At 72.6% G+C, this 17,555-nt stretch carries 1 protein-coding gene; it reads right to left on the bottom strand.

Features of this window, described 5'->3' with window-relative positions:
* Positions 1–8: 8 nt before the first annotated feature.
* Positions 9–17,552, bottom strand: a complete 17,544-nt coding sequence (locus tag BM362_RS23210) for a non-ribosomal peptide synthetase (protein ID WP_093574525.1) — start codon at positions 17,550–17,552, stop codon at positions 9–11.
* Positions 17,553–17,555 lie beyond the last annotated feature (3 nt).

Genomic DNA, 17,555 nt, shown 5'->3' with positions numbered 1-17,555 from the left:
GGGGGTCCTCACGATTCCAGTTCTGCGGCAAGCCGTTCCAGCTCGCTCAGCACGAGGTCTTCGACGGTTTCGGCCAGCGCCGCGACGGTGCGCGCGGCCAGCACGTCGGCCGGGGTGAGCCGGACGTCGAACAGCGCGCTGGCTTGGGCGGAAATGTGCAGGCCGCGCAGCGAATCGCCGCCGAGGGAGAAGAAATTGTCCTGGGCGCCGACGCGGTCCGCGCCGAGCACCCCGGCCCAGATCCCGGCGAGCGCCCGCTCGGTCTCGGTAGCCGGTTCGACGTGCCCGGTTTCCGCCGCCTGCGGGGCGGGCAGGGCACGCCGGTCGAGTTTTCCGTTGGCGTTCACCGGAAGCCGGTCGAGCGCGACGATCGATGACGGCACCAGGTAGTCCGGCAGGGACCGGGCCAGGAACTGCCTGAGCGTGTCCTCTCCGGCCGCCGAGACGACGTAGGCGACCAGCTGCTTCGCGCCCGGCCGGTCCTCCCGGACGAGCACCGCGGCCTGCGCGACGTCCGGATGCCGGGCCAGCACCGCCTCGACCTCGCCCGGTTCGACCCGGAACCCGCGCAGTTTGACCTGGTCGTCGCGGCGGCCGAGGTATTCCAGGGCGCCGTCGGGCCGCCAGCGGACCACGTCGCCGGTGCGGTACATCCGCTCCCCGGGCGGGCCTTCCGGGTCGGCGACGAACCGGTCCGCGGTCAGCCCCGGCCGGTCCCGGTAGCCCCGGGCCAGGCCCGCTCCGGCCAGGCACAGTTCGCCGGGCACGCCGGGCGGCACTGGGCGCAGGTCCGGGTCGAGCACCCGGGCGTGGGCGCCGTCCAGCGGGCGGCCGATCGGGATCCGGTCCGGCGGCGGCGCGTCCATCGGGTAAGCGGTGGCGAACACGGTCGTCTCGGTCGGGCCGTAGCCGTCGACGACCCGCAGCCCGGGACACGCGGCCAGTACCCGCCGCACCGCCTCCGCCGGGACGACGTCGCCGCCGGTCCAGACCTCGCGCAGGCCGGCGAAGCACTCCGGCGTTTCCTGGGCGAGGATCCGGAACAGCCCGGCGGTGACCCAGACCGAGGTCAGGCCGTGCTCGCGGACCAGGCCGCGCAGCAGCGGCGCGTCGAGGCCGGTGTCCGGGCCGGTGACGACCCAGCCGCCGGTGAGCAGCGGCACCCACAGCTCGTAGGTCGAGGCGTCGAACGCGAGCGGCGAGTGCAGCAGGATCCGTTCGTGCGCTCCGCCGCGGAACCGGTGGTCGGCGGCCAGCGCCGCGATGTCGCGGTGGCGCACCACCACGCCCTTCGGCACCCCGGAGGACCCGGACGTGTACATCACGCAGGCCGCCTGGTCCGGGTCGGCGGCGATCTCCGGGTCGCTGTCCGGCTCGTCGTCCACAGAGGACAGCAGCACGGTCTGGCCGAGCGGATGCTCTTCCGCGGCAACGACGAACCGGACGCCGCCGAGCAGCGCCCGCTGCCGCTCGATCGGAGCGCGCGCGTCGATCGGCAGGTACGCGCCGCCCGCCTTGACCACGGCCAGTTCGGCGATCACCGCGGCCGTGTGGTCCACGGCGAGCCCGACGGGTTCTTCCGGCCGCAGCCCGAGCCCGGCCAGCCGGTTCGCGAGGCGGTTGGCCCGCCGGTTCAGCTCGGCGTAGGTGACCGGTTCGCCGCCGAGGACGGCCGCGAGCGCGTTCGGCCGGAGCCGGACCTGCTCGGCGAACAAGTCCGGCAGCGACCGGGGCTCCGGCTCGTCGCAGGTGGCGGCCCGTTCGGCGAGAAGCTGGGTCTCGGCCGCGGTCATGACCGGGACGGCGCCGAGCGCGCGCTCGCCGTCCGTGGTCAGGCCGCCGAGGATCTCCAGCAGCCGTGCGGCCAGGCCGGTCACCGTCGCGGGGTCGAACAGCGCCGGGTCGTAGCCGACGTCCACCGACAGCTCCGAACCGGGCGAGGCGACGACGGTGACCGGGAAGTTCGTCGTCTCCCGGGCGGACAGGTCGCGCACGGTCAAGCCGCGCCCGGCCGCTGCCTCGGTGATCGGGTAGTTCTCGAACACCACGAGGCTGTCGCAGAGGTTCACCCCTCCCGGCAGACCTGCCCAGCCCTGGACCTTCGCGAGCGGGACGTGCCCGTGCCCGCGCGCTTCGGCCTGCGCCGCCTGCAACCTGGCGAGCCAGTCCGCGACGGGAACACTCCGGTCGACAGCGACCCGCACCGGCAGCGTGGTGATGAAGATGCCGGGAATGTCGTCCACCCCGGGCACCTCGGCCGGGCGGCCGGAAGCGGTCGCCCCGAACACGACGTCTTTCTGTCCGCTGTAGACCGACAGCAGCAGCGCCCACGCTCCCTGAAGCACCACGTTGTGCGTGAGGCCGTGGCGTTTGACGAAGGCGTCCAGCCGGGCGGTGGCGGGCCGGTCCAGGCGGACCGGCAGCCACTCGGCCGAGCACGGGGCGTGTCCGGACGGCGGGGTCCGGTCGCCCGGCAGCGGTGTCGGGCCTTCGATGCCGGCGAGCGCGGCGCGCCAGAACTCTTCGGAAGCGGCCTGGTCGTGCTCGCCGAGCCAGGCGAGGTAGTCGCGGAACGGCGGCCGGGACGGCAGCGGCTGCCCGGCGTAGGCGGTGCAGACGTCCGAGAGCACCTGGAAGACGCTCCAGCCGTCGAGCAGGACGTGGTGGAAGGTCCAGAGCACCAGGACTTCCGTGCCGGACAGCCGGGCGAGCGCGATCCGGGCCAGCGGCGCGAGGGCCAGGTCCAGGCCCTGCGCGCGGTCTTCGGCCAGCAGCCGCGCCAGCTCCGCATCGTGGGTTTCCAGATCGCTCCAGTCGAGGTGCCGGACCGGCAGCTCGGCTTCGCGGTGCACGAGCTGGACCGGCTCGTCCACGCCGGCCCAGACGAACGAAGTGCGCAGGACCGGCGTGCGGTCGACGACCTGCTGCCACGCCCGGCCGAGCCGCTGCGGATCGGTGACTCCTTCGAGCACGAAGCTCGCCTGCTCGAAGTACATGCCCTGCGAGGTCTGGGACAGGCCGTGGAAGACCATCCCGCCCTGCATCGGCGTCAGCGGGTAGATGTCCTCGATTGCCCGCCCCTCGACCAGCTGGTCCACTCCGGCCTGGTCGAGCGCGGCGAGCGGGAAGTCGGACGGGGTGCGTCCGCCCGCGTCCGGCTCGGCGCAGTGCGCGATGATCTCCCGCAGCGCCGTCAGCATCCGCCCGGCCAGGGTTTCTACGACGTCCCCCGCGGTGGCGTGCGACCAGGTCAGTTCCAGCACGCCCGCTTCGACCCGGCCGACGACGTCGAGCACATGGGTGCGGGGCGCCTCCGGGTCGACGTCGGCATCCAGGCTGCCGACACGGAACAGCCCGCCTTCGGCCGCGCTGAACTGGCCGAGGTAGTTGAAGCTCACCTGCGGGTCGATCGCCGGTGCCGTGCCGGTCAGGTAGCGCAGTGCGCCGTAGCCGATGCCTCGCCGCGGGATCGCGCGCAGCTGTTCCTTCACGGACTTCAGCGCGGGACCCCACTCGTCCGGGACGTCCAGCGCGACCGGGAACATGCTGGTGAACCAGCCGGCCGTGCGCGACAGGTCGACGCCCTCGAACAGCTCCTCGCGGCCGTGGCCTTCGAGATCGATCACCGGGATTTCGCCGGTCCAGTCCCGCAGGACGCGGCCCAGCGCGGTCAGCAGCACGTCGTTGACCTGCGTCCGGTAGACCTCGGGGACGTCCTGCAGCAGCGCCCGGGTTTCCTCGGCGGCGAGGCGGACGGTGACCTCGCGGGTGTCGGCGACGACGCCCGGCTCGCCCGGCGCGACCGGCGGGAGGGACTGCCAGTGGGCGAGTTCGTTGTCGAAACCGCCTGCCGCGGCATGTTCGGCCAGCCGCCGGGCCCAGGCAAGGAACGACGTCGTCTTCGGTTCGAGATCCTCGCCCCGGTAGGCGGTTTCCAGATCCTCCAGGAGAATCCGCCACGAAACGCCGTCGATGACCAAGTGGTGGGCGGCCAGCAGCAACCGTCGCCCGTCGAGGACCGCGTTCAGCAGCGGGCCGCGGTTGACGTCGAAAGCGGGCTCGCCGACCAGCAATTCCACCGGGCCGGGCGGGTCGCTGTGCTGGGTCCGGTCGAAGCGCAGGCGCAGGGCGTCGTGGTGCGCCCAGACCTTGGCCAGCGCCCGTCGCAGCGCGGGCTCGTCGACCTCCTCGGCGAATTCCAGGACGACCCGCTGGTCGAACCGCTCCGGCTGGGTCTCGAAGTACCAGCGCTGGATCGGCGTGAGCGGTGCCTCGCCGACGACCGGTCCTTGCTCGGCCTTCGGCCCGCGGTCGCCGCCGGCGTGCGCGGCCAGCGCGGCCAGCGTCGGATGCCGGAACACCTCGTGCGGCACCAGGACCAGCCCGGCGCGGCGGGCCCGGGAGACGACCTGGATGCTGAGGATCGAGTCGCCGCCGAGTTCGAAGAAGTTCGTCTCGGCCCCGACGTCCTCGACGCCGAGCACCTCGGACCAGATCCCGGCCAGGACCCGTTCGGCTTCCGTCGCCGGTGCGGTGCGGGCGCCTGCCGCGGCGAAGTCCGGGGCGGGCAGGGCGTGCCGGTCGAGCTTGCCGTTGCCGGTCAAGGGCAACCGGCCGAGTCGCACGAACGCGGCCGGGACCAGGTAGTCCGGCAAGGTCCGGCCGAGGAACGCGGGCAGCTCGTCCGCTTCGCCGGTGTAGTAGGCGACGAGCCGTTTGACGCCGTGGTCCTCGCGGGCCAGCACGGCGGCCTGGGAAACGCCGGGGTGCGCGGCGAGCGCGGCCTCGACCTCGCCGGGTTCGATCCGGAACCCGCGGATCTTGACCTGGTCGTCCACGCGACCGGCGAAGTCCAGCTCGCCCCGCGCGGTCCAGCGGACGAGGTCGCCGGTGCGGTACATCCGCTCCCCCGGCGGCCCGAACGGGTCGGGCAGGAACCGCTCGGCGGTCAGGCCGGGCGCGCCGTAGTAGCCGCGCGCCAGGCCCGCGCCGGCGAGGTGGAGTTCGCCGAGCGCGCCCGGCGGCACCGGCCGCAGGTCCGGGCCGAGGACGTAGGCGCGGGTGTTGTCCAGCGGTTTCCCGATCGGCACGACGTCCGGCACCGGGCCGAGGACCGGATGCGACAGGGCGAACGTCGTGGTCTCGGTCGGGCCGTAGACGTCCACGACGGTCGTGTCCGGGCAGGTTTCGCGCACGCGCCGCACGGCAGCCGACGGGACCGCGTCGCCGCCGGCCCAGACCTCCCGGAGCCCGCGGAAGATCTCCGGGGCTTCCCGCGCCGCGAGCCGGAACAGACCAGTGGTGAGGAAGGCGGCGTTGACCCGGTGCTCGGCGAACAGGCGGCCGATGGTGGCCAGATCGAGATCGCCGGGCGGGGCGAGGACGACCGTGCCGCCGCCCAGCAGCGGCACCCAGAGTTCGTACGTCGAGGCGTCGAAGGCCTGCGACGCGTGCAGCAGGACGCGGCTGTGTCCAGCGAAGCGCCGGTCGGCCGCGAGCGCGACGATGTCGCGGCGGCTGGCTGCGACGCCCTTCGGCTTTCCGGTCGAGCCCGAGGTGTACATGACGTAGGCCAGGTTGGCCGGGTCTGCCTTCGGGAGCAGCGCGGCCGCGGTGTGCTCGCCGGGCACGACCGTGGGTCCACTGTGGACCTTCGCTGCGGTATCGCGCCACGTGTCGTCGGCGACCAGGATCTTCACGCCGTCCAGGAGGGTCTTGAGCCGCGGTTGCGGCGCGCGGGTGTCGAGCGGCAGGTAGGCCGCACCGGCTTTGACGATCGCCAGCTCGGCGATGACCAAGCCCGGCGAGCGGTCCATCAGCACGCCGACGAGCGTCTCCGGCCCCGCACCGAGCGAAACCAGGTAGCGGGCGAGCCGGTCGGATCGCCGGTCCAGCTCCGCGTAAGTCAAGCGGATCCCGTCGCCCACCACCGCCACCGCTTGCGGCGCTTGCCGGACCTGCTCGGCGAACAGTCCGGCCAGGTCCTCGTCCGGGAGCGGCCGGCCGGTGTCGTTCCACTCGACCAGCACCCGGTGGCGGTCCGCCTCGGTGAGCAGTTCGATGTCTTCCAGCGATCCCGGGCCCGCGCCGAAGGCGTCGAGCACGGTGAGGAGCTGCCGGGTGATCCGCTCGGCGGTGCCGGTGTCGAACAGGTCGGGGTCGTAGCCGACGTCGAGGGTCAGCTGCTCTCCTGGCGACGCGACGACGCTGATCGGATAGTTCGTCGTCTCGGCCGCGTCGACGTCGCGCAGCCGCAGCCCGGGCGTCGACGCGTTGTCGATCGGATAGTTCTCGAAGACCACGATGCTGTCGAAAAGGCTTCCGCCGCAACCACTCCACGCTTGCAGCTTCGTCAGCGGAAGGTGGCCGTAGCGACGAGATTCGACCTGCGCGGACTGCAACTCAGCCAGCCACTCGGTCACGTCGGCCCCGGTCACGGTGGTCCGCACGGGCAGGGTGTTGATGAAGATGCCGGTGATGTCGTCCGCGCCCGGCAGGTCTACCGGACGGCCGGAAACCGTGGTGCCGAAGCAGACGTCGCGCTCGCCGCTGAGCCGCGCGAGCACCAGCGCCCACGCACCCTGCAAGACGGTATTGAGCGTGAGACCGGCTCGGCGGGCGAAGTCGCGCAACCGTCCGGAGTTTTCGACCGGCACGCGCAGCCATTCCGACGACCGGCTCGTGTGCGCCTGCGCCGGAGCCCGGTCGTAGGGCAGCCGGGCGGGTGCGACGAGACTGCCGAGTTCGCGCCGCCAGTGGTCCTCGGCGGCCGCGTCGTCCTGCCGGTCCAGCCAGGCGATGTAGTCGCGGAACGGCGGTCGCTCGGGCAGTTCGGCACCGGAGTAGGCGGCGAGGACGTCGGACAGCACGCCGAAGACGCTCCAGCCGTCGAGCAGGACGTGATGGAAGGTCCACAGCACGCGGACCTCCGTGTCCGACAACCGGGCGAAAGCCAGGCGCAGCAACGGCGTCTCGGTGAAATCGAGCCCTTCGGCCCGGTCCGCGGCGAGGAGTTCCCGCCACGCCTGGTCGCGTTCGTCCGGGGTGCGGCCGCGCCAGTCGTGCCGGGCGATCGGGACCGGGACCTGCCGCCGCACGACCTGGACCGGTTCGGGCACGCCCTCCCAGGCGATCCGCGTCCGCAGCACCGGCGTCCGGTCGACCACTCGCCGCCACGCCCGTTCCAGCGCGGCCAGATCCTCGACGCCGTCGAGCACGAACCCGACCTGCTGGAAGTAGACCCGTTCGCCGGGCTGGGACAGCGCGTGGAACACCATCCCGGACTGCATCGGCGTCAGCGGGCAGACGTCCTCGACCTCGCGGCCGTCGCCGGCCAATTCGTCCACAGCAGACTGATCGAGCGCGGCGAGCGGGAAGTCCGACGGCGTCCGGCCGCCCGCCGCCGGGTCGCCGCAGTGCCGGATGATCTCGCGCAGCGCGGCGGTCATCGCGACGGCCAAGGTGTCCACAGTGGACCGATCGTGGCCGCCTTCGGCGTAGTACCAGGTCAATTCCAGTTCGCCGGTCTCGACCCGGCCGACGACGTCGAGCAGGTGCGCGCGAGCCGAGCGCGGGCTTTCGTCGGACTCCAGGCGGCCGGAGCCGAACTGGCCGAGGTAGTTGAAACTCACCTGCGGATCGATCTCCGGCGCAGTACCCGTCAAGTACCGCAATGCGCCGTAGCCGATCCCGCGCCGCGGTACCGCGCGCAGTTGTTCCTTGACGGACTTGAGCGCCGTGCCCCAGTCGTCCGGGACGTCCAGCGCCACCGGGAAGACCGTGGTGAACCAGCCGACCGTCCGGGAGAGGTCGACGTCGTCGAACAGGTCCGCACGGCCGTGGCCCTCCAGATCGACCACGGCGGTCCCGCCGGTCCAGTCGCGCAGGACCCGGCCCAGCGCCGTGAGCAGCACGTCGTTGACCTGCGTGCGGTAGACCTTCGGGACGTCCCGCAGCAGCGCGCCGGTCTCCGCCGCGGACAGCCGGGCGGTCACCGAGCGCATCGAAGCGACGGTCGCGTCGCCTCGGCCGTCGACCGGCACCGTGGTCCGGCCGGACACCCCACGCCAATAGCCGAGTTCGTCGTCGAACCCGCCGCCGGCAGCGTGTTCCGCGAGCCGGATCGCCCAGTCGCGGAAGGACGTCGTGCGGGGGCCGAGGTCGATCGGTTTGCCGTGCAAGGCCTGATCGTAGGCGCGCTCGAAGTCCTCGATGAGCACGCGCCACGAGACGCCGTCGACGACGAGGTGATGCACGGACAGCCGATCGTGCTCGAACCGGACCAGCGGCGCCTCAGCACCGACCGGGCCGTTCTCCTGGAGCCAGTGCGTTTCGCCGCGGGCGAAGCGCATCCGGAGCGCGTCGTGGTGGGTCAGCAGCGCCTCGACGGCCGCGTTCGCCGCGTCCGGGTCGAGCGCTCCCCATTGGACGAACTGGTGGAAGTGGTCCGGCTCGGCGGTTTGCGCCGTGAAGAACCAGCGCTGGATCGGGGTGAGCGGCACCGGGCCGTGGACCGGGCCGCGCTCGACCGCCGTCGTCGCGATGCGGGCCGCCGCGGCGAGCGCGGCCGGGGTCCGGTGCGCGAACAGGTCGCCGGGCTGCAGTTCGAGCCCGGCCCGGCGGGCGCGGGAGACGACCTGCATGCTGAGGATCGAATCGCCGCCCAGCTCGAAGAAGTCGTCGGTCGCGCCGACACGGTCGACGCTGAGCACGTCGGCCCAGATCTCGGCGATGGCGCGTTCGCGCCCGGTCCGCGGCGCGACGTGGTCCCGCGCGCCGAACTCGGGGGCCGGCAGCGCGTGCCGGTCGAGCTTCCCGTTGACGTTCACCGGGAACCGCTCCAGCCGGACGAACGCGGCGGGCACCATATAGTCCGGCAGCGTCCGGCCGAGGAAGTCCGCGAGGCCGTCGGTCTCGCCGAGGACATAGGCGACCAGCCGCTTCACGCCGCCGTCCTCGCGGGCCAGCACGGCAGCCTGCGCGACGGCGGGATGTTCGCCGAGCGCGGCCTCGATCTCGCTCGGTTCGACCCGGAACCCGCGGATCTTCACCTGCTCGTCCGCCCGGCCGACGAACTCCAGCGCGCCTTCCTCGTTCCAGCGCACGAGGTCGCCGGTGCGGTACATCCGCTCCCCCGGCGGGCCGAACGGATCCGCGACGAACCGCTCGGCGGTCAGGCCGGGGCGGCCGAGGTAGCCGCGCGCCAGGCCCGCGCCGGCGAGGTGCAGTTCGCCGGGCGCGCCGGGCGGGGCGAGCCGGAGGTCGCCGTCGAGGACGTACGCGCGGGTGTGGTCGAGCGGTCCGCCGATCGGGACGACGTCCGGGACCTCGCCGGGCAGCGGGTGCACGGTCGCGAACGTGGTGGTCTCGGTGGGGCCGTAGACGTCGGCGACCAGGGTGCCCGGGCAGGCCGCCCGGACGCGGCGGAGAGCGGCCGCGGGGACGGCGTCGCCGCCGGTCCAGACTTCCCGCACGCCCGCGAAGACCTCCGGCGATTCCTGCGCGACCAGCCGGAACAAGCCGGTGGTGAGGAACGCGCCGGTCACGCCGTGCGTGGTGAGCGAGCGGCCGAGCGTCTCGACGTCCACGTCTCCCGGCGGGGCCAGCACGACGGTGCCGCCGGTGAGCAGCGGCACCCACAGTTCGTAGGTCGCGGCGTCGAAGGCCTGTTGCGAGTGCAGCAGAACCCGGTCGTGCCGGGCGAACCGCCGGTCGATCGTGAGCGCCACGACGTCGCGATGCCGCGCCGAAACGCCCTTCGGACGGCCGGTGGAGCCGGACGTGTAGATGACGTAGGCGAGTTGTTCGGGATCGACCCGCACGGCCGGCGGCGTATCGGGGGCGTCGCTCTCGCCGGTGACAATGACGCCGGTGTGGACTTCCTCCGCAGTCGCCAGCCAGGCCGCGTCAGCTGTCAGCACCGACACTTCGGCTTCCTCCAGGAGCAGGCTCAGCCGCTCGGCCGGAGCGCGCAGGTCCAGCGGCAGGTAAGCGCCACCGGCCTTGACGATCGCGAGCTCCGCGACGACGAGTTCCGGCGAACGGTTCATCAGGACGGCAACCCGGTCTTCGGCCCGCACGCCCGCGGCGATCAGGCGGTGCGCCAGCCGGTTCGCGCGGGCGTCGAGTTCGCGGTAGGTGATCTGCTCGTCGTCGGTCACCAGGGCGACGGCGTCCGGAGTCCGCCGGGCCTGGGCCTCGAACAGCTCGGGCACCGCCTTGGCCGGGAGCGCGCGGGCAGTCTCGTTCCGCTCGGCGAGCAGGTGCTCGATCTCGGTCCCGGAGAGCATCGGCACCCGGGACACCGGCTCGTGCGGGGCCGTGATCATGCCCCGGACCAGTGCTTCGAGGTGCGCCGCGAGCCTTGCCGCCGCTGGAGCGCCGATCCTCTCCGGGTCGTGCGTGAGAACGAGTGACAGCTTCCGCCCGGGGTAGGCGACGACGCCCAGCGGGTAGCTGGTCCGTTCGGCCGCGCGGACGTCCCGCAGCCCGGACACCTCGTCGATCGGGTAGTTCTCGAAGACGACGATGCTCTCGAACAGGCTCCCGCCGCCGCTCCACGCTTGCAGCTTCGTCAGGCCGATGTGCCCGAACCGGCGTGATTCCGCTTGCGCTGCTTGGAGATCGCGCAGCCAGTCCGGGACCGCGCGGGTGCCGTCGAGCCGGACGCGCACCGGCAGGGTGTTGATGAAGATGCCGGGAATGTCGTCCGCGCCGGGCAGTTCCGCCGGACGGCCGGATACCGTCGCGCCGAAGCACACCTCGGTTTCGCCGCTGTAGCGCGCCAGCAACGCGGCCCACGCGCCTTGGACGACGGTGTTTACGGTCAGCCGGTGCCGCCGTGCGAAGGCGTACACCGCGGCGGAGGTCTCGTCGTCCAGCTCGACGGGGATCCGGCCGGTCGAACTCGACGTGTGCGTGCGGACGGCTGGGCGTTCGAGAGGCAACGGAGTCGGGGTGACCCCGGCGAGTTCGGCCCGCCAGTGTTCCCCGGCGCGCTCGTCGTCCTGGGCGGCGAGCCAGGCCGCGTAGTCGCGGAACGGCGGGCGGACGGGCGGTTCTTCGCCGCGCAGCAGGGCGACGACGTCGGAGAGAATGCCGAAAACGCTCCAGCCGTCGAGCAGGACGTGGTGGAAGGTCCAGAGCACGCGCACCCTGGTGGCGGACTCCTTCGCGATGACCAGCCGGGCCAGCGGGGCCCGGGCGAGATCGAATCCCTCCGCAAGATCCTGTTCCAGAAGCTGCTTCAGCGCTTCCTCGGAATCCACAGTGGACCAGTCCAGATAGGACACTGGCAGTTCGACCGCGCGGTGCACGACCTGCAGCGGCCGGGGCACGCCGTCCCACACGATCCGGCTGCGCAGGATCGGGGTCCGCTCGACGATCCGCCGCCAGGCCTCGCCGAGCCGGTGCGGATCGGGCACGTCGTCCACAGTGCACGAAACCTGTTCGAAGTAGACGCGGTCGCCGGGCTGGGCGAGGTCGTGGAACACCATCCCGGCCTGCATCGGCGTCAGCGGATAGCTGTCCTCGACGTCGCGGCCGTCGCCGGCCAGCACGTCCACTGCGGACTGATCAAGCCCGGCCAGCGGGAAGTCCGACGGCGTCCGCCCGCCCGCACCTGGCTCCGCGCAGTGCCGGACGATCTCTCGCAGTGCTTCGGCCGTCGCCGCGGCCAACCGGTCCACAGTGGATTCCTCGTGGACGCCCTCGGCGTAGTGCCAGGCCAGTTCCAGCTCGCCGCCCTCGACGCGGCCGACGACCTCCAGCAGGTGCGGACGGACGGTGTCCGGCGAGACGTCCAGCGCGAGTTCCCGGTGCGGGGTCAGGTCGCCGGGCAGGTCGAACCGGCCGAGATAGTTAAAGCTCACCTGCGGTTCGATCACCGGCGCGGACCCGGCGAGATACCGCAGCGCGCCGTAGCCGATCCCCCGTCGCGGGACCGCGCGCAGCTGCTCCTTGACCGCCTTGAGCGCCGCGCCCCAGCCGTCCGGAACGTCCAGCGCCACCGGGAAGACCGTGGTGAACCAGCCGACCGTCCGCGACAAGTCGACCCCGTCGAACAGCTCCTCGCGGCCGTGCCCTTCGAGGTCGAGCACCGGCCGGTGCCCGGTCCAGTCCCCCAGCACCCGGCCCAGCGCGGCCAGCAGCACGTCGTTGACCTGCGTCCGGTACGCCTGCGGCACCTCGCGCAGGAGCGCGTGCGTCTCTTCCGCGGTGAGCCGGGCGGTGACGACGCGAGCGCGGCCGAAGGTGTTCTCCGCCGTGCCGTCGACCGGAAGCGGGCTGGGCGCGGGCAGCTCCCACCAGTGCGCCAGTTCGTCGTCGAAGCCGCCCGCTGCCGCGTGCTCGGCGAGCCTTCCCGCCCACTCGCGGAAGGACGTCGTCCTCGGGCCGAGGTCGATCGGTTCATCGCGCACGGCCTGCCGGCAGGCGCGGTCGAGGTCTTCGAGCAGCAACCGCCACGACACGCCGTCGACCACCAGGTGGTGCGCGGCCAGGTGCAGGGTCCGCGGCTCGCCGGTCAGCGACCATCGCAGCTGCGTGTGCCCTTCGCCGACCGGGGTGTTGTGCTGGCGCCAAGCCTCGCGGTCGTGGGTGAACCGCATCCGCAGCGCGTCGTGCCGTTCGGACAACGCGGCCAGCGCGCGGATCAGCGCGGTCAAGTCGACGTCGGCGGGCAACTGGACGGCGATCGTCTGGTCGAAGCGGTCCGCGCCCAGTCCGAAGAACCAATGCTGGATCGGGGTGAGAACGACCTCGCCGCTTTCCGGACCGCGCGCCGGGATCGCCGCCGCTTCGCCGACGACCGGGGCGAGCGCGGCGATCGTCTGGTGGCGGAACAGATCGGCGGTGCTCACGCTGAGCCCCGCTTGCCGGGCCCGGGAACTCACCTGGATGCTCAGGATCGAATCGCCGCCGAGGGCGAAGAAGTTGTCGTCCACGCCGACGCGGTCCAGGCCGAGCACGTCAGCCCAGATCCCGGCGAGCACGGCCTCCCGTTCGGTGCGCGGGGCCGCCGTCCGTTCGCTGGCGGCCCGCGGCTCCGGCAGCGCGCGACGGTCGACCTTGCCGTTGGCGGTGAGCGGCAGCTCGGCCAGCGGGAGGAGCACCGAAGGCACCATATAGTCCGGAAGCGTGCGTGCGACGGCTCGGCGGAGCGCTTCGGTGTCCACGTTCGCCGGGACCACGTAACCGGCCAGCTGCTTGCGTCCGCCGGTGGTCCGGATCGTCACGAACGCCTGCGCCACCTCTTCCTCGGCGGCCAGCGCGCGTTCGATTTCGGCCGGTTCGACCCGGAAGCCGCGGATCTTGACCTGGTCGTCCACGCGGCCGAGGAATTCCAGCGGCCCGTCGGAGCGCCACCGGCCCCGGTCGCCGGTCCGGTACATCCTGGCCCCGGGCTCGCCGAACGGGTCGGCGACGAACCGCTCCGCGGTCAGGCCCGGCTGGCCGAAGTACCCGCGCGCGAGCCCGGCGCCGGCGATGCAGACCTCGCCTGCCGCGCCGCGCGGCAGCAGCCGGAACCGGTCGTCGACGACGTGGATCCGGACCTCCCGCAGCGGCGTGCCGATCGGGATGACGTCCGGGACCTCGGCCGACATCCGGAACGAGGTGGCGAAGGTGGTGGTTTCGGTCGGGCCGTAGCCGTCTACGACGGCGATCCCGGGGCAGCGGTCGAGGACCCTTCGCACCGCGGCCGGGGGCACGACGTCGCCGCCGGTCCAGACCTCGCGGAGCCCGGCGAAGCACTCGGGCGTCTCCTCGGCGAAAAGCCGGAAGAGTCCTGCGGTCAGCCAGAGCGCGGTGATGTCGTGCTCCGCCACCAGCTCCTGGATCGCATCGGCGTCCAGGTCGCCGGGCGGCGCGACGATCACCGTGCCGCCGCCCAGCAGCGGCACCCACAGTTCATAGGTCGAGGCGTCGAAGGCCAGCGGGGAATGCAGCAGGACGCGTTCGTGGCTCGCGAAGCGCGGGTCGGTCGCGAGTGCCGTGACGTCCGCATGGCGTACTGCTACGCCCTTCGGGACGCCGGTGGAACCCGAGGTGTACTCGACGTAGGCCAGATTCTGGTCGCTCAGCGTGATTTCCGGGGCCGGTCCGTCGACGTCCGCCACGATCAGCGACGTTCCCTTGTGGACAGTGACGGCGGTGTCATGCCAGGTGCGGTCGGTGAGCACCAGCGAAACTCCGTCGAGGACGCGGCGCAGGCGGTCGGCCGGGGCGCGCAGGTCCAGCGGCAGGTAGGCCGCGCCCGCCTTGAGGATCGCCAGCACGGCCACGACGAGGTCGGCCGAGCGGTCCATCAGCAGGCCGACCCGTTCCTCCGGGCGGACGCCTCGCCGGACCAGGTGCTGCGCGAGGCCGTTTGCCCGGGAGTGCAGTTCTGCGTAGGTGAGGCGGACGTCGCCGCTCACTACCGCGGTCTGGCCGGGCTGGAGCGCCGCGCGTCGGTCGAACAGCTCGGGCACCGTCTCGGCGGGCGTGCGTTCGGCCGGTGCCGGAAGCAGGAACCGGCGGTCCTCGGCGGTGATCAGCGGGAGGTCCCCCACCGGCCGCGCCGGGTCGGCGGCGATGCCGGCGAGCAGGACTTCCAGGCTTTGCGCGAGGCCTTCGACGGTGGCGGCGTCGAAAAGCGCGGTGGCGTATTCGACGGTGACGCGCAGGCCGTCCGGCTGCGGCCAGAACTCGACCACGAGGTCGAAGCGCGCCGAAGGACGCGGCAGGGCGTACTCGCTGACCCGCAGCCCGGCGACCGTCCGGTCCGATACCAGCGGGCGCTGCAGGACGACCACGGCCTGCGCCAACGGCGTCCGCGACGGGTCGCGTTCGGGCTGGAGTTCCTCCACCACGCGGTCGAACGGGACGTCACCGTGCGCGAACGCGGCCAGCACGGTTTCGCGGAAGTCCGCCAGGAAGCGCTCGAACGGCTGCGCACCGTCCACTGAGGACCGCAGCACGAGGGTGTTGACGAAGAATCCGGTCAGCTGCTCCAGTTCGGCCCGGTCACGTCCGGAGACCGCCGTGCCGACCGCGATGTCCCGCTGCCCGCTGTAGGCGGCCAGGACCACCTGGACGGCCGCGGTCAGGGTCATGAACAGCGTGGCGCCCTGCGCGCGGCCCGCTTCCGCGATGCCGCGGACCAGACCGGCGGGCAGGTCGTGCCGGTGCACCGCGCCTTCGGTGGCGCGCTGCGCGGGCCGGGGGCGGTCGGTCGGCAGCGCGAGGGGTTCGAGACCGTCCAGGGTTTCGCGCCAGTAGCCGAGCTGGTCGAGACGTTCGGACTCCAGCCGCCACTGGGTGTAGTCCTGGTAGCCGAGCGGCAGCGGGGGCAGCGGCTTGCCGCCGTAGAGGTCGAGAAGTTCGCCGGTGAGCACGGCGATCGACCGGCCGTCGGTGACGATGTGGTGCTGGCACAGGAGAAGCAGGTGCTCGTCCGGGGCGAGCGGGAACAGGACGGCTCGGGTCAGCGGGCCCGTCCGGAGGTCGAACGGTTCGCGCAGTTCAGCCTTCAGTGTCTCGTCGTCCGGGGCGGAATCCGCTCTGCGCAAGGGGATTTCCCCGGTCGGCGCGATCCGCTGCATGCCTTGTCCCGCAACGGACTCAAAGGTCGTGCGCAGCGATTCGTGCCGGGTGCACAGAGAGGCCAGCGCCCGGTGCAGCTCGCCGGGATCGAGCGGCCCGGACAGGCGGATCCCGACGCCGGTGTTGTACTCGGTGCTGCCGCCGGTCATTTCGTCGAGGAGCCACAACCGCCGCTGCGCCGGAGACAGCGGAAGCAGTTCCCGCGGCGACCCGACGGGGATCGCCTGCTCGGCTCGCGGGCCGTTTTCCAGCAGCCGCGCGAGCTGTGCCACGCTGGGCGCGTCGAACAGCGCCCGCGCCGAGAGGTCCGCGCCGAGCTTCCGGCGCAAGCGGGACAACGCCTGCACCGCCAGGATCGAGTCGCCGCCCAAGGCGAAGAAATCGTCCTCGACGCCAATGCGGTCCAGGCCCAGCACTTCCGCGACGATCTCGGCGACGGCGCGTTCGGTGTCCGTTCCCGGCTCGATGCCCTCCGGTTCCGCCGACGGCGCGGGCAGCGCTTTCCGGTCCACCTTTCCGTTGGTGCTCAACGGAAGCTCGTCCAGCACGACAATCGCCGACGGAACCTGGTAGCTCGGCAATGCCGCCGCGGCAACAGCTTTCAGGTCTTGCCGCGGTGCGCCCGGCACCAGCACGACGTAGGCGACCAGGCGCTTCGCCCCCGGCCCGTCCTCGCGCGCGAGGACCACGGCCTCGGCGACGGTGTCGTCCGCGGCCAGCACGGATTCGATTTCGCCGGGCTCCACCCGGAACCCGCGGATCTTGACCTGGTCGTCGGCGCGGCCGAGGAATTCCAGCTCGCCCCGGTCGTTCCAGCGGACCACGTCGCCGGTGCGGTACATCCGCTCGCCCGGCACGCCGGGATCGGCGACGAACTTCTCCGCCGTCGCCCCGGGTCGCGCCCAGTAACCGCGCGCCAGCCCCGCACCGGCCAGATACAGCTCGCCGGACGCGGCCGGATTCAACGCGTCGTCCAGGACATACGCGCGCACACCGTCCAGCGGGCGGCCGATCGGCATCGCCGTCACCTCCGCCGACTGGACCGGGTGGGCCGTCACGAAGGTGGTGGTCTCGGTCGGGCCGTACCCGTCGACGACCGTGACGCCGGGACAGGCCCGCAGCACCCGCCGCACCGCTGCGGGCGGGACGACGTCGCCACCGGTCCAGACCTCTCGCACGCCGTGGAAGCAGTCCGGCGCTTCGTGCGCGACGACCCGGAAAAGGCCCGCCGTCAGCCAGATCGCACCGACGTCGTACCGGGACAGAACCTCGCGGAGACTCTCGACGTCGAGGTCGCCGGGTGGCGCGACCACCACGGTCCCGCCGGTCAGCAGCGGCACCCACATTTCGTAGGTGGAGGCGTCGAACGCCGCGGGCGAGTGCAACAGCACCCGTCGATGCGCGTCCCCGGCGAATCTCCGGTCCGCCGCGAGCGCCGCGACGTCCCGATGCCGGACCGCGACCCCCTTGGGCGTTCCGGTCGAGCCGGACGTGTGCATCAGATACGCCAGATTGTCCGGATGCGTTGTCACCGAAGGGACCTCCGCCGCCGGCAAGACCCGGCCGAGCGCGACGATCTGTCCACTGTGGATTTCCGCCGCGCGGGCCGGGTCCTCGGCGAGCAGCACGGTGACCCCGGCCTCGGCCAGCAGCGTCCGCAACCGGCTGTCCGGCGCGCGCTGGTCGAGCGGCACATACGCACCGCCCGCCGTGACCACGGCCAGCTCCGCGACGATCAGCCCGGCCGACCGCTCCGCCAGCACCCCGACCCGGTCCTCCGTGCGCAACCCCAGCCGCAGCAGGTGCGCGGCGAGCCTGCCTGCCTCGCCGGCCAGTTCGGCGTAGGTCAGCCGGGTCTCCGCGCCCTCCACGGCGAGCGCGTCCGGCGCCCGCCGCACCTGTGCGGCGAACAGCGCGGGCAGGGTCGCGACCGGGTCCGGTTCGGCCGGTTTGTCTTGGGCGGTCATCGT

This window comes from Amycolatopsis rubida, assembly GCF_900115345.1.
GTDB classification, from domain to species: Bacteria; Actinomycetota; Actinomycetes; order Mycobacteriales; family Pseudonocardiaceae; genus Amycolatopsis; species Amycolatopsis rubida.
Note: the sequence above shows the minus strand (reverse complement) of the source record. Positions and strands in the feature narration are given on the sequence as shown.